This window comes from Citrobacter sp. Cpa228, from assembly GCF_030333085.1.
In the GTDB taxonomy this organism is placed as follows: Bacteria; Pseudomonadota; Gammaproteobacteria; order Enterobacterales; family Enterobacteriaceae; genus Citrobacter; species Citrobacter pasteurii.
The window spans coordinates 19,011-32,673 of sequence record NZ_JAOWGQ010000042.1; the positions used below are offsets into that span (position 1 = coordinate 19,011).

The window sequence follows — 13,663 nt, forward strand, 5'->3', positions numbered from 1 at the left end:
CGTAGGCCGGATAAGCGTAGCGCCATCCGGCAATCCGTCAACCCACCACTTTCGCCACGGCCTGCGCGAAGCGCTGCATCCCTTCATCAATATCGGTCTGCTCCACCACCAGCGACGGCGCGAAACGCATCACGTCCGGTCCGGCGTTCAGCACCATCACCCCTTCATTCGCCGCGGCGTACAAGAAATCACGCGCCTGGCCTTTAAACTGCGGCTTCAACTCAGCGCCAATCAACAGTCCCATGCCGCGAATATCGCTGAAAATATCAAACTGCTGATCAATTTTCTGCAAATGCTGCACAAACGCCTGGCGTTTGGCCTGAATACCTTCCAGCACTTCCGGCGTGTTGATGATATCAAACGCCGCTCCCGCAACCGCGCAGGCCAATGGGTTACCACCGTAGGTCGAACCATGCGAGCCAACATGGAATGCGGAGGCTATCTCCAGCGTCGTCAGTACCGCGCTCACCGGGAAGCCGCCGCCAAGAGCCTTAGCGCTGGTGAGGATATCCGGCGTCACGCCGTAGTGCATATAGGCAAACAAATCGCCGGTACGCCCCATCCCGCTCTGCACCTCATCAAATACCAACAACGCCTGGTGCTGATCGCAGAGTTCGCGCAAACCTTGCAGGAATTCCGGCGTTGCCGCAGTAACGCCGCCCTCCCCCTGAATTGGCTCAACCACCACCGCGCAGGTGTGATCGTCCATCACCGCTTTGACCGCATGCAGATCGTTAAACGGTACATGGATGATATCTGCCGGCTTTGGTCCAAAGCCGTCGGAATATTTCGGCTGCCCGCCGACGGATACGGTAAACAGCGAGCGACCATGAAACGCGTTATGGAAGGCAATGATTTTGGTTTTGAACGGGCTATGACGCACGCAGGCATAGTGGCGCGCCAGCTTAAAGGCGGTTTCGTTAGCTTCGGTACCGGAGTTCATGAACAGTACGCGCTCGGCGAAAGTGGCATCAATGATTTTGCGACCTAAACGCAACGCCGGCTCGTTGGTGAACACGTTGCTGGTATGCCACAGGGTTTCACCCTGGGTTTTTAACGCCTCGACCAGTGCCGGATGGCAATGCCCTAACGCGGTAACTGCAATGCCGCCCGCGAAATCAACGTACTCTTTACCCTGTTGATCCCAGATTCGACTTCCTTTCCCCTTTACCGGAATAAACTCTGCCGGTGCATAAATCGGCAGAATTACTTCATCGAATGTTGCGCGCGTAATTGCAGTTTGTTCAGTTGCCATGTCATTGCCACCCTGTTAAGCAGAAATGTTAGTGAAATTATAATCACAAAATATGAATAAAAAATCACTGAATAGCAACCACAAATCACCGGTTGAGGAAATTAGCCAGCAGCTGATGCCCCTGTTCGCTGAGAATACTCTCCGGGTGAAACTGCACCCCCTCCATATCCCACTCCCGGTGGCGAATACCCATGATCTCCTGCGTTTCACTCCACGCAGTCACTTCAAAGCACTCAGGCAACGTCTGAGGTGCGACCACCAACGAATGGTAGCGCGTCACCGTTAGCGGGTTTGCCAATCCCTGAAAAACGCCCTGCCCGTTATGCGTAATCGGCGACGTTTTACCATGCATCACTTTCGCCGCCCGTACAACGGTCGCGCCAAAGACCTGCGCCATCGCCTGATGGCCCAGACAAACGCCCAGCAGAGGGATCTTACCCGCATAATGGCGAATGACATCCAGCGAGATGCCCGCATCATCCGGCGTGCATGGCCCCGGGGAAATGACGATTTTCTGCGGATTCAGCGCATCAATTTGCGCCAGCGTCAGCGCGTCATTGCGTCTGACAAGAACATCTGCGCCCAGTTCGCAGAAGTATTGATACAGGTTCCAGGTAAAAGAATCGTAGTTATCGATAAGCAGGATCATGGCGGCTCCGGTACAGAAGAACCGCGCTATTCTACTCAGTTTCCAGGGCTTCGCTTACCACTTTACGAAATATCGCCTGCAGTGCGGACAGGTCCCCCATGGCGCCGCTTTGATTTGCCTGGTTCCACTCCTCAACCTGGATGCCCTCCCAGTTGAGTATATACCCGGCATGAATCGCCAACTGTTCGAAGAAAATACGCTGCGCCAGACCACTGCCGATGCGAAACGGGTGTAGCACGTTAATTTCACAGTAGTAGTGTGCGAGGCGGTCGACAAACTTGTCTTCCGATAACCCCACCAGCCAGGACTCGTCTTCCAGGTCCTGCATCAGCGCATTGCCCTCTTTCTCGATATAAGCGAAATGGCAAAAACGGGTATCACCCTGGTAAATATCGACTTCTCGCAGATGTCCCGCCCAGTCAAAAATGTCCCGATAGAGTTGGCGATGAATAGCGCACAGATGCGGCAAACCTCGTTTAAGCGGGCCCAATTCGATAGTGGCCGCGCGCAATGCCGTCAACTCATAAGCTGCCTGCGCCAGACGCTGTGCCTGGTGAATTCCCAGGCGGTTACGCATGACATTCAGGCCCGGATACAAATAGGGGTCACGTCCATCACCGAATTTATCGCTCATAGTGCCTCCTCAACGCTTCAACACGCGCCAGCGCATCTTCAGCGCTCAGGGTAACTCGTGGAATATCCACGCCTTCCAGCCGCCGACTGGCCTGGAAATTGGCGTTTCGCCGTTGTTCCCAGATCCTGGACTTTTGTTTATCGGTGAGTTTTTTCACGTGACCTCCCTGAATGAGCCGACACTTGCCACAAGTATAAGCAGCAATTTCGGGTTACGCAGAGAAGGGAGAGAACGCGGGCAAGCGCTGCCCGCGCAAAATACGATTACGGCAGGACTTTGGCAGAAAGGATAACAATCGGTTTTGACGGAACATTCTGGTAAGGACCCACATCATGGGTCTGAACCTGAGAGATCTTATCTGCGACATCCATACCTTTCACAACTTTACCAAAGACGGCGTAACCAAAATCACGCTGGCCATGATCGAGGAAAGCGTTGTCTGCAATATTGATAAAGAACTGGCTGGTCGCGCTGTCTTTATCTGCAGTGCGCGCCATAGCAATCGTGCCACGGGTATTACGCAGCCCGTTATCGGCTTCATTCTTGATTGGCGGGTTAGGTTTCTTCTGCTGCATCTGCTCGGTAAAACCACCGCCCTGCACCATAAAACCCGGGATCACACGGTGGAACGTGGTGTTGTTATAGAAACCGCTGTTGACATAATCGACAAAGTTTTGCACTGAAACCGGGGCTTTCTGACTGTTCAGCTCCAGCTCAATGTTACCGGCAGACGTTGTCAGCAGGACATGCGGGTCCCCTTTTGCTGCCAGTGCTGCGGGAGAGAGAGCAGAAAGAGCGAGAACAGCTGCAACAGCCGCCAGAGTCGATTTGAGCATGAGAATTCCTTAACAAGAGCAGAAATGAAGCAAGTGAATTGATTCTAAAGAGCCTTCAGGGACAAGGCCATCCCTTTACCTAATTTTACGTACTTGAAACAAATGTAACCTTACTGCCGCATGACTCAATGTGATTTAGATCACATACAAAAATGTAATAAACCAAGTCATTGCTAATAAATATTTAAATACATCACAAAAGCGCCTAAAATCTGCCCGCTCACGGCGCAGTCAATGCGCCTTACACTTCTATACAGGCCAGTCATGACTAACAGCAATCGCATTAAGCTCACATGGATTAGCTTTCTCTCCTACGCCCTGACAGGTGCGTTGGTCATTGTCACCGGGATGGTGATGGGAAACATCGCAGACTATTTCCATTTGCCGGTTTCCAGTATGAGTAACACTTTCACCTTCCTGAATGCCGGCATTCTGATCTCTATCTTTCTGAATGCATGGCTGATGGAAATTGTGCCACTGAAAACCCAACTGCGCTTTGGCTTCATCCTGATGGTCCTGGCAGTCGCCGGGCTGATGTTCAGCCATAGCCTGGCCTTGTTCTCTGCCGCCATGTTTGTACTGGGTGTGGTGAGTGGTATCACCATGTCGATTGGTACATTCCTGGTGACCCAGATGTACGAAGGTCGCCAGCGCGGTTCCCGCCTGCTGTTTACCGACTCCTTCTTCAGCATGGCGGGCATGATTTTCCCGATGGTGGCAGCGTATCTGTTAGCACGCAGCATCGAGTGGTATTGGGTCTATGCCTGCATCGGCCTGGTCTATGTCGCCATTTTCCTGCTGACCTTTGGCTGCGAATTCCCGGCGTTGGGTAAACACGCACAGCAACAGGACGCGCCGGTAGTGAAAGAAAAATGGGGGATTGGCGTGCTGTTCCTGGCGATCGCCGCACTGTGCTACATCCTCGGTCAGTTGGGCTTTATCTCCTGGGTACCAGAATACGCTAAAAGCCTGGGCATGAGCCTGAACGATGCGGGTAAACTGGTCAGCGACTTCTGGATGTCTTACATGGTTGGCATGTGGGCGTTTAGCTTTATCCTGCGATTCTTCGATCTGCAGCGCATCCTGACCGTACTGGCAGGTCTGGCCACCGTTCTGATGTATCTGTTCATCACCGGTACGCCGGAACATATGCCGTGGTTCATTCTGACGCTGGGCTTCTTCTCCAGCGCGATTTATACCACCATTATTACCCTCGGCTCACAGCAGACGAAGGTCGCCTCACCAAAACTGGTTAACTTCGTTCTGACCTGCGGCACTATCGGTACTATGCTCACCTTCGTGGTCACCGGCCCTATCGTGGCCCACAGCGGCCCGCTGGCGGCATTGCAGACGGCGAACGGTTTGTATGCCGTCGTATTCGTGATGTGCTTTATTCTTGGGTTCGTCACGCGTCATCGCCAGCATAACGCGCCAGCCACGCATTAATCTCACTGCCGGATGGCGATGCTAACGCATCTTATCCGGCTTACAAGAGCAACTGTTCGTAGGCCGGATAAGGCAACGCCGCCATCCGGCATATTCTCGCGCCTTATTCCCCCCCAAAACCCCTTAAATTGTACGCTTTTTATACAAACACGAAAAGCCAGTTAATTCCGTAACTTATAAAAATGCTGACAAATCAGTTATATACCTCTTAAGGAGTATATAAGGCCGAATTTGATTTGTATCAATAAGCGCGGTTGCTGAATCGTTAAGGTAGGCAGTAATAGAAAAGAAATCGAGGCAAAAATGAGCAAAGTCAGACTCGCTATTATCGGTAATGGTATGGTCGGCCATCGCTTTATTGAGGATCTTCTTGATAAATCCGACGCTGCCAATTTTGATATTACCGTCTTCTGTGAAGAACCCCGCAAAGCGTACGACCGTGTACACCTGTCTTCCTACTTCTCCCACCACACCGCCGAAGAGCTTTCTCTGGTGCGTGAAGGGTTCTACGAGAAGCACGGCGTTAAAGTATTAGTGGGCGAGCGTGCAATTACCATCAACCGCCAGGAGAAGGTAATCCACTCCAGCGCGGGTCGTACGGTCTATTACGACAAGCTGATCATGGCGACCGGTTCCTATCCGTGGATCCCACCGATTAAAGGTTCCGAAACCCAGGACTGCTTCGTTTACCGTACCATTGAAGACCTCAACGCTATTGAGTCTTGCGCGCGCCGTAGCAAACGCGGCGCCGTTGTCGGTGGAGGCCTGCTGGGTCTGGAAGCCGCTGGTGCCCTGAAAAACCTCGGCGTGGAAACCCACGTGATTGAATTCGCCCCGATGCTGATGGCTGAACAGCTGGATCATATGGGTGGCGAGCAGTTACGTCGCAAAATTGAAAGCATGGGCGTGCGTGTGCACACCAGCAAAAACACCAAAGAGATCGTCCAGGAAGGCACCGAAGCGCGCAAAACCATGCGTTTTGCCGACGGCAGCGAGCTGGAAGTTGATTTCATCGTCTTCTCCACCGGTATTCGTCCACGCGACAAACTGGCCACCCAGTGCGGCCTTGACGTCGCGCCACGCGGCGGTATCGTCATTAATGACACCTGCCAGACTTCTGACCCGGACATCTATGCCATCGGCGAATGCGCAAGCTGGAACAACCGCGTGTATGGTCTGGTCGCTCCTGGATACAAAATGGCGCAGGTTGCCGTGGATCATATTCTCGAAACTGAAAACGCCTTTGAAGGCGCGGACCTGAGCGCCAAGCTGAAGCTGCTCGGCGTTGACGTCGGCGGTATCGGTGACGCGCATGCTCGCACGCCGGGCGCACGTAGCTATGTCTATCTCGACGAAAGCAAAGAAGTCTACAAACGCCTGATCGTTAGCGAAGATAACAAAACCCTGCTCGGCGCGGTTCTGGTTGGCGACACCAGCGATTACGGCAATCTGCTGCAATTGGTGCTGAACGCCATTGAACTGCCGGAAAATCCGGATTCACTAATTCTGCCAGCGCATGCAGGCAGCGGTAAACCATCAATCGGCGTGGATAAGTTGCCGGACAGCGCACAGATTTGTTCCTGCTTTGACGTCACCAAAGGCATGCTGATTGCCGCTATCAACAAAGGTTGTCACACCGTTGCGGCGCTGAAAGCCGAAACCAAAGCCGGTACCGGCTGCGGCGGTTGTATCCCGCTGGTGACGCAGGTCCTGAACGCCGAACTGGCGAAACAGGGTATCGAAGTGAATAACAACCTGTGTGAACATTTCCCGTACTCACGTCAGGAACTGTTCCACCTGATCCGCGTAGAAGGCATTAAAACTTTCGAAGAGTTGCTGGCTAAACACGGTAAAGGTTACGGCTGCGAAGTGTGTAAACCCACCGTCGGCTCCCTGCTGGCCTCCTGCTGGAATGAGTACATCCTCAAACCACAGCATACACCGCTGCAGGACACCAACGACAACTTCCTGGCCAATATCCAGAAAGACGGTACCTACTCCGTGATCCCGCGCTCTGCGGGCGGTGAAATTACCCCGGAAGGCCTGGTGGCTGTCGGTCGTATCGCGCGTGAATTTAACCTGTACACCAAAATTACCGGCTCCCAGCGTATTGGTCTGTTCGGCGCGCAGAAAGATGACCTGCCGGAAATCTGGCGTCAGTTGATTGAAGCGGGCTTTGAAACCGGTCACGCGTACGCTAAAGCACTGCGTATGGCGAAAACCTGCGTCGGTAGCACCTGGTGTCGTTATGGCGTCGGCGATAGCGTCGGCTTCGGCGTGGAACTGGAAAATCGCTACAAAGGTATTCGTACCCCGCACAAAATGAAATTCGGCGTCTCCGGCTGTACCCGTGAATGTGCGGAAGCTCAGGGCAAAGACGTGGGTATTATCGCCACAGAGAAAGGCTGGAACCTGTACGTTTGCGGTAACGGCGGGATGAAACCGCGTCATGCAGACCTGCTGGCGGCCGATGTCGATCGTGAAACGCTGCTCAAGTACCTTGACCGCTTTATGATGTTCTACATCCGTACTGCGGACAAACTGACCCGTACTGCACCGTGGTTAGATAACCTGGAAGGCGGCATCGACTATCTGAAATCAGTCATCATCGACGACAAACTGGGGCTGAACCAGCACCTGGAAGAAGAGATGGCTCGTCTGCGTGAAGCGGTGGTGTGTGAGTGGACAGAAACGGTCAACACGCCATCCGCACAGGTTCGCTTTAAACACTTTATCAACAGCGATCAACGCGATCCGAATGTTCAGGTTGTACCTGAGCGCGAACAACATCGTCCGGCTACGCCTTATGAACGTATTCCGGTGACTCTGGTGGAGGAAAACGCATGAGCCAGTGGAAAAACATCTGCAAAATCGATGACATTCTGCCTGCGACAGGCGTCTGCGCCCTGTTAGGTACTGAGCAGGTTGCTATTTTCCGCCCGTATCACAGCGATCAGGTGTTTGCGATCAGCAACATTGACCCATTTTTTGAGTCCAGCGTGCTGTCGCGTGGGTTGATTGCTGAACATCAGGGTGAGCTGTGGGTCGCCAGTCCGCTGAAAAAACAGCGTTTTCGCTTAAGCGACGGTCTGTGCATGGAAGACGAACAGTTTTCCGTGAAGCATTACGAAGCGCGAGTGAAAGACGGCACGGTACAACTGCGCGGTTAATGAATTTTTGGGAGGCGCAACGCCTCCCCTTTTTTGACGTATTTGTAGGTCTTTTATTGGTAGGCCTGATAAGCGTAGCGCCATCAGGCAATTGCAAAAGCACATTGCCGGATGGCGGCATAAATGCCTTATCCGGCCTACGGTTACGATTTCTTTTTGTACTTCAAGGATAATCAACACATGTTTACAGACACTATCAATAAGTGTGCGGCTAACGCTGCGCGCATCGCACGCCTGTCGGCAAATAACCCGCTCGGGTTCTGGGTCAGCTCAGCAATGGCAGGGGCCTACGTTGGTCTCGGTATCATTCTTATTTTTACGCTCGGTAATTTGCTTGACCCATCCGTGCGCCCGCTGGTGATGGGTGCAACCTTTGGTATTGCATTGACGCTGGTGATTATTGCCGGTTCCGAACTGTTCACCGGACACACGATGTTCCTGACGCTCGGCGTGAAAGCGGGCACCATCAGCCACGGTCAAATGGGGGCGATCCTGCCGCAAACCTGGCTCGGCAACCTCGTGGGGTCTGTGTTTGTCGCTCTGCTGTATAGCTGGGGCGGTGGCAGTCTGTTGCCGGTCGACACCAGCATCGTACATACGGTCGCGCTGGCGAAAACCACCGCACCTGCAACAGTACTGTTCTTTAAAGGCGCGCTGTGTAACTGGTTGGTTTGCCTGGCAATCTGGATGGCAATCCGCACCGAAGGCGCGGCGAAGTTCCTTGCAATCTGGTGGTGTCTGCTGGCGTTTATCGCGTCCGGCTATGAACACTCCGTAGCCAATATGACGCTGTTTGCCCTTTCCTGGTTCGGCCATCACAGCGAGGCTTATACCCTGTCCGGAATTGGTCATAACCTTCTGTGGGTGACACTCGGTAATACTTTGTCCGGTGTCGTATTCATGGGGTTGGGTTATTGGTATGCTACGCCAAAATCGGAGCGTCCGGCTCCGGCAAAAATCAACCAGCCAGAGGCTGCTGCCAATAATTAAGGGGTAATGTCGTGGATCATTTGCCTATATTTTGTCAACTACGTGACCGCGACTGCTTGATCGTCGGCGGTGGTGATGTCGCAGAACGCAAAGCGCGGTTACTGCTGGAAGCTGGCGCCCGTTTAACGGTTAATGCGCTGGCGTTTATTCCGCAGTTCACCGTATGGGCAAATGAAGGCATGCTGACGCTGGTTGAGGGGCCATTCGATGAAGCCCTGCTCGACTCTTGCTGGCTGGCTATCGCCGCTACTGATGACGATGCCGTTAACCTTAGCGTCAGCAACGCCGCAGAGACACGCCGTATCTTCTGCAACGTGGTCGACGCGCCAAAAGCGGCCAGTTTTATCATGCCCTCCATTATCGACCGCTCGCCGCTGATGGTGGCGGTCTCCTCAGGCGGTACATCCCCTGTTCTTGCCCGCCTGCTGCGTGAAAGACTCGAATCCGTATTGCCGCAGCATCTGGGCCAGGTCGCACAATATGCAGGGCAACTGCGCTCCCGCGTGAAAAAACAGTTTGCCAGCATGGGTGAACGTCGCCGCTTCTGGGAAAAATTGTTTGTTAATGACCGCCTGGCGCAGTCACTGGCGAACAACGACCAGCAAGCCGTAGAGGAAACCACCGAGCAAATGCTCAGCGAGCCGCTGGATCACCGTGGTGAAGTGGTGCTGGTTGGCGCCGGTCCTGGCGATGCCGGCCTGCTGACGCTGAAAGGGCTACAGCAGATCCAGCAAGCTGATGTTGTGGTGTATGACCGTCTGGTTTCCGACGATATCATGAACCTCGTGCGTCGCGATGCGGATCGTGTGTTCGTAGGCAAACGTGCGGGTTATCACTGCGTACCGCAGGAAGAGATCAACCAGATCCTACTGCGTGAAGCGCAACAAGGTAAACGCGTAGTACGACTGAAAGGCGGCGACCCGTTCATCTTTGGCCGCGGCGGCGAAGAGCTGGAAACCCTGTGTCATGCCGGTATTCCATTCTCTGTCGTGCCAGGCATTACCGCGGCCTCTGGCTGTTCTGCTTATTCCGGTATCCCACTAACCCATCGCGACTATGCACAGAGCGTACGCCTGGTCACTGGGCACCTTAAAACAGGCGGTGAGCTGGACTGGGAGAACCTGGCGGCAGAGAAACAAACGTTGGTGTTCTACATGGGGCTGAATCAGGCGGCAACGATTCAGGAAAAACTCATCGAGTTTGGTATGCAAGCCGATATGCCGGTTGCCCTGGTCGAGAACGGTACTGCCGTAACACAGCGCGTCGTCAGCGGTATGCTGACACAGCTCGGTGAACTGGCACAACAGGTTGAAAGTCCGGCGCTGATTATTGTCGGTCGCGTGGTTGGACTGCGTGATAAACTCAACTGGTTCTCGAACCATTAATTGAACGCTAAATAGATGCCCTTAATATCAGGGCATCTATTTATGATTCACAAAAGTTAATCTTTGATCTAAATAACACATCATCCATAGCATTCATCAATTTATTAATTACAGATACATTTCATAGTATTTTAATTCATTAAAAATATATTTTACCCAAACATTATCATGTCCTTATTCGGACTATTTAAAATTTTCCTTAGTTGATATCTTAATTGTCGAGAAATGGATTTCATCCATTTAAAAAATAGATATTTTACAAGGATTTTATCATGTTTAAACTTGCAAAAATCACCATCGTTGCTGGTGTTCTGGCTACGTTGACTGCATGTACTGGTCATATCGAAAACAAAAAAAATAATTGCAGCTACGATTACTTACTGCATCCGGCAATTTCAATTTCTAAAATTATTGGTGGCTGTGGCCCGGCTGCAGACCAATAATAGAAGCGATTGCGCAGATACAAAAAAACCGGGAATTTCCCGGTTTTTGCATTTATAGATTAGATACTCATTCACACATCATCGCACTCACGCTCTCGCGCAAAATACGTAGCACGGTCTCTTCTCCACTGCGGTTAGGATTAATGCGAATCGCATAATCACCCAGCAACGGATTTGCTTCGCGAAACGTCCCCGAAAGGCGATAGAACAGCGGCGGAATTTCATATTTCGATTCCGCTCCTACCGGATACGGCAGCGCACCTCTTTTTTGTGCCTCTCCCAGCACACCAGCGGCAATCGGCTGGTGAAACTCCACGATCAGCACCTTCGACTGGGCATTGGCAATAACAGCCTGTTTCACCTCGGGTAGCACTCCACTATTGAGCATCGTTAGCAGCCGTTCAGATACCCCAGCCTGTACCGCATGCATCACCGGGGCGAAAACCAGGCCACGTAGCACCTCCAGTGCCTGCACGCCCTGGATCTGGCTGCCGCCGGAATACATCGTTGCGCGGATCCTGGCAATGGCTGCTGCCTCCCCCACCACGGCGCCGACGCCTTCCGGGCCAAACAGCTTAAAACAGGAAAAGGTAGACAGCGTCGCCCCGCATTCACAACCGATACGCTCTACCTTCATCACCGCGTAGTTATCATCGGTCAATGTCGGTACGCCATTTTGCGCTATCTCTGACAACACCTCAGCTAAATCGTAGCTATCCTGCGGCTGCTGACGCGTATGCTGCACCAGCGCGGCATCAGGGCGATGCTGCGTAATAGCCCGCGCGATTGCCGGGAGGCAGTTGAAATCAACCCTGACCAGAGTGATGCCCATCTGCTCGATGAGCACCTGTGTTGTAGGATACACAGGTGCGTCGTGTACCAGCAGTAGCTGGCCGGGTTTGAGGAGTGCAGCCAACCCGGCGCGAATAGCCCCGGTGCCAGCGCCCTGAACCAGCACGGCGGCTTCAGCATGAAACGCCTCGGCCAGCACCTTTTCCACACGCTGCGTGACCCGGGGCTGATTCAGCCCCGGGGCCAGCCCCAAATCGCCACCGGCCAGAAAATCAGCGCCAGGGAAGTGACAGCAGAGCGTATCCACCAGCGCGAACTGCTTCTGCTGCGCCTGCGCGAGCGTCAGGCTTTGCAGGGGAAACGTCTTCATGTTTTACGCCTCCTCAGGCCGGAACAAACAGACCAAGCCAGTAGAGAATATTCAGCACAATACCGGTGATCATCACCGCTACAACCGGGGCTGCCATCTTCTGCACCGGACGCCCTATCGATTCGTTGAGGAAGTAAATCGCTACCGCAATCGAGAAGCCGGTGTAGCCCGCCATCTTGATGGCGGCAAATATAGAACCTACCAGCAACGCCATTTCCATCAGCATATTCATCGCATTACGAATATTGTCCGACGCGTTACGCACTGACGGATAACGCCCCAGCCATTTGCCAATGGAGCGCAGCAGCAGCACTTCCGCGGAAATCACGATAGCGCCAAGGAGTGCCGCTATCCACGGGTTCGGAGCCAGATAGCCAACGGAATAAACAAAGGTAAAGCCCGCAACCGCGTATACACCGGTTGCCAGCGCGGTGGTGGCAATCAACGGCACAAAACCCAACCCACGCATAAATTCCGCCAGCGCCGCCTGGTTAACCAGCGTCTGCGATTGCTCCGGCGTAATCCCCGCCGAATAGGCTTTTTCCAGCGTAAAAATTGAGACTTCGCTGCCAGCGAAAATCTTCATACTGGCGACGGCGGCAATCAACGCGCCGACAATCGCGATGTACGGCAGGTTTTTAATAATCCTCGAGGTTCGCTCCTCAAAGACCGATAGCCCGCTGGCATCCATCTCTTCATCGCCACGGTGGCGAATATCATGCGTAATGGCAATCACCAGCAGCATCATCATCCCCACAAAAATCTCAATTGATTCCGGGTTCAGATGCGGGAAGTAACGCACCACCACCACGCGGGTCATCAGTACTACCACCGCCGCGATAATGCTGTGTTTCCAGCCAAACTGGTAGAAAATCGCCACCAGCGGGAAAAGTGCGAATGCGGAAACGACCGGAGAACTCAGCTCGCCAAGGCTACCCAGTACATCAACCGGCAACGCTGTGAGCAGATGGTTCACCGGTAGCAGGCAGGTCAGAATCAGCACGCCCCAGATAGCGCCCAGTCCGAACGCCAACAGGCTGTTCATCGCCAGCACGCCGAGAATATCCGTCGGCAGGAACAGCAGCCAGGCGTTGAGTAAGCCGGTTTTCAGGGTAAAGGAGATCCCAACCGACGCGACAAAGCCAATGCTCAGACCAAATGCGATACTTCCCGCCTCACGGCGATTCATGTACCCCTCGATCAGCTGCGGCAGAATCGGACGGATGCCGTCATGAAAGACGGCCGCCGAGCGATGTGCCAGAAGTGACGTCATGCCGGTCAGGCAGGCCACCACCACAATCTGAATATACAGATCCATAGTCATGCCTTTTATTTCAGATGGTTAACCAGCATCGGAATCGCATGTTCAACATGTTCGACGGAGAGACCAAATGCCACTTTCCCTTCCGCAACCATTTTTGCGATATGTTCGTCTTTCGCCTTAATACCCGGCTTGGCGATAGTGCAGCTTTTGTTGTAGCCAATCACCGCGATGGCGATCGACAGCGCTGCGCCCGCGCCGGTGTTACACGCACCGATGTAGTAATCCAACTGTCCGGATTTTACCTTCATCGCCGCTTCCATATCGTTATAAATGGAGACTTCAAAGCATCCCGGAGCGGCGGTTTCGATAGTTTTTTTAATCTGCTCACGCTGTAAGCCAGCAACACCAATCTTTTTCATGATTCTGTCC

The 13,663-nt window shown here is 53.2% G+C and carries 14 protein-coding genes; 6 read left to right on the forward strand and 8 right to left on the reverse strand.

The annotated features are described in order from the left end of the window. Nucleotides 1–37: 37 nt before the first annotated feature. From argD to ppiA, 5 genes are all read right to left on the reverse strand, one after another. On the reverse strand, nucleotides 38–1,255 hold the full coding sequence (gene argD, locus OGX91_RS07735; RefSeq protein WP_182289732.1) for a bifunctional acetylornithine/succinyldiaminopimelate transaminase: 1,218 nt from the start codon (nucleotides 1,253–1,255) through the stop codon (nucleotides 38–40). A gap of 85 nt (nucleotides 1,256–1,340) precedes the next feature. Continuing rightward, nucleotides 1,341–1,904 (reverse strand): aminodeoxychorismate synthase component 2, encoded by a 564-nt coding sequence (pabA, locus tag OGX91_RS07740; protein ID WP_182289730.1) that lies wholly within the window; start codon nucleotides 1,902–1,904, stop codon nucleotides 1,341–1,343. A 31-nt stretch (nucleotides 1,905–1,935) separates the two neighbouring features. Beyond that, nucleotides 1,936–2,538 (reverse strand): putative adenosine monophosphate-protein transferase Fic, encoded by a 603-nt coding sequence (locus tag OGX91_RS07745; RefSeq protein WP_040231756.1) that lies wholly within the window; start codon nucleotides 2,536–2,538, stop codon nucleotides 1,936–1,938. Next, a complete protein-coding gene (gene ficA / locus OGX91_RS07750) occupies nucleotides 2,528–2,695 on the reverse strand; it encodes a FicA/YhfG family antitoxin (RefSeq protein WP_005121663.1) in 168 nt (55 codons plus the stop codon). The genes OGX91_RS07745 and ficA overlap by 11 nt, the downstream gene beginning before the upstream one ends. 106 nt (nucleotides 2,696–2,801) lie before the next feature. Then, nucleotides 2,802–3,374, reverse strand: a complete 573-nt coding sequence (gene ppiA / locus OGX91_RS07755) for a peptidylprolyl isomerase A (protein WP_003023595.1) — start codon at nucleotides 3,372–3,374, stop codon at nucleotides 2,802–2,804. A gap of 264 nt (nucleotides 3,375–3,638) precedes the next feature. On the opposite strand from ppiA, the gene tsgA reads away from it, so the two are divergent. From tsgA to OGX91_RS07785, 6 genes are all read left to right on the forward strand, one after another. Further along, nucleotides 3,639–4,820, forward strand: coding sequence for an MFS transporter TsgA (tsgA, locus tag OGX91_RS07760; RefSeq protein ID WP_005121661.1), 1,182 nt, complete (start codon nucleotides 3,639–3,641; stop codon nucleotides 4,818–4,820). 303 nt (nucleotides 4,821–5,123) lie between these two features. Next, nucleotides 5,124–7,667: an NADPH-nitrite reductase large subunit gene (gene nirB / locus OGX91_RS07765; RefSeq protein WP_286625870.1), complete on the forward strand. Its 2,544-nt coding sequence runs from the start codon at nucleotides 5,124–5,126 to the stop codon at nucleotides 7,665–7,667. Then, nucleotides 7,664–7,990 carry a nitrite reductase small subunit NirD gene (nirD, locus tag OGX91_RS07770; protein ID WP_005121659.1) on the forward strand — a complete coding sequence of 109 codons (327 nt, stop codon included), beginning with the start codon at nucleotides 7,664–7,666 and terminating at the stop codon, nucleotides 7,988–7,990. The genes nirB and nirD overlap by 4 nt, the downstream gene beginning before the upstream one ends. Before the next feature lie 180 nt (nucleotides 7,991–8,170). Continuing rightward, nucleotides 8,171–8,980: a nitrite transporter NirC gene (nirC, locus tag OGX91_RS07775; protein WP_286625872.1), complete on the forward strand. Its 810-nt coding sequence runs from the start codon at nucleotides 8,171–8,173 to the stop codon at nucleotides 8,978–8,980. Between the two features lie 11 nt (nucleotides 8,981–8,991). Next, the gene (gene cysG / locus OGX91_RS07780; protein WP_286625874.1) at nucleotides 8,992–10,365 is read left to right on the forward strand and encodes a siroheme synthase CysG; all 1,374 of its coding nucleotides are present in this window, start codon (nucleotides 8,992–8,994) and stop codon (nucleotides 10,363–10,365) included. A 272-nt stretch (nucleotides 10,366–10,637) separates the two neighbouring features. Then, a complete protein-coding gene (locus OGX91_RS07785) occupies nucleotides 10,638–10,808 on the forward strand; it encodes a YhfL family protein (protein WP_040231751.1) in 171 nt (56 codons plus the stop codon). A 67-nt stretch (nucleotides 10,809–10,875) separates the two neighbouring features. On the opposite strand, the gene OGX91_RS07790 is transcribed toward OGX91_RS07785, so the two are convergent. Genes OGX91_RS07790 through OGX91_RS07800 form a run of 3 tightly spaced genes read right to left on the reverse strand, consistent with a single transcriptional unit; the run spans nucleotide 10,876 to nucleotide 13,653 of the window. Beyond that, entirely contained in the window at nucleotides 10,876–11,970 is a 1,095-nt protein-coding gene (locus OGX91_RS07790) for an aminotransferase class I/II-fold pyridoxal phosphate-dependent enzyme (RefSeq protein WP_182289722.1), read from the reverse strand. Nucleotides 11,971–11,983: 13 nt separating this feature from the next. Beyond that, nucleotides 11,984–13,288, reverse strand: a complete 1,305-nt coding sequence (locus OGX91_RS07795) for a YhfT family protein (RefSeq protein WP_005121654.1) — start codon at nucleotides 13,286–13,288, stop codon at nucleotides 11,984–11,986. Between the two features lie 11 nt (nucleotides 13,289–13,299). Beyond that, on the reverse strand, nucleotides 13,300–13,653 hold the full coding sequence (locus OGX91_RS07800; RefSeq protein WP_040231750.1) for a DUF2620 domain-containing protein: 354 nt from the start codon (nucleotides 13,651–13,653) through the stop codon (nucleotides 13,300–13,302). Nucleotides 13,654–13,663 lie beyond the last annotated feature (10 nt).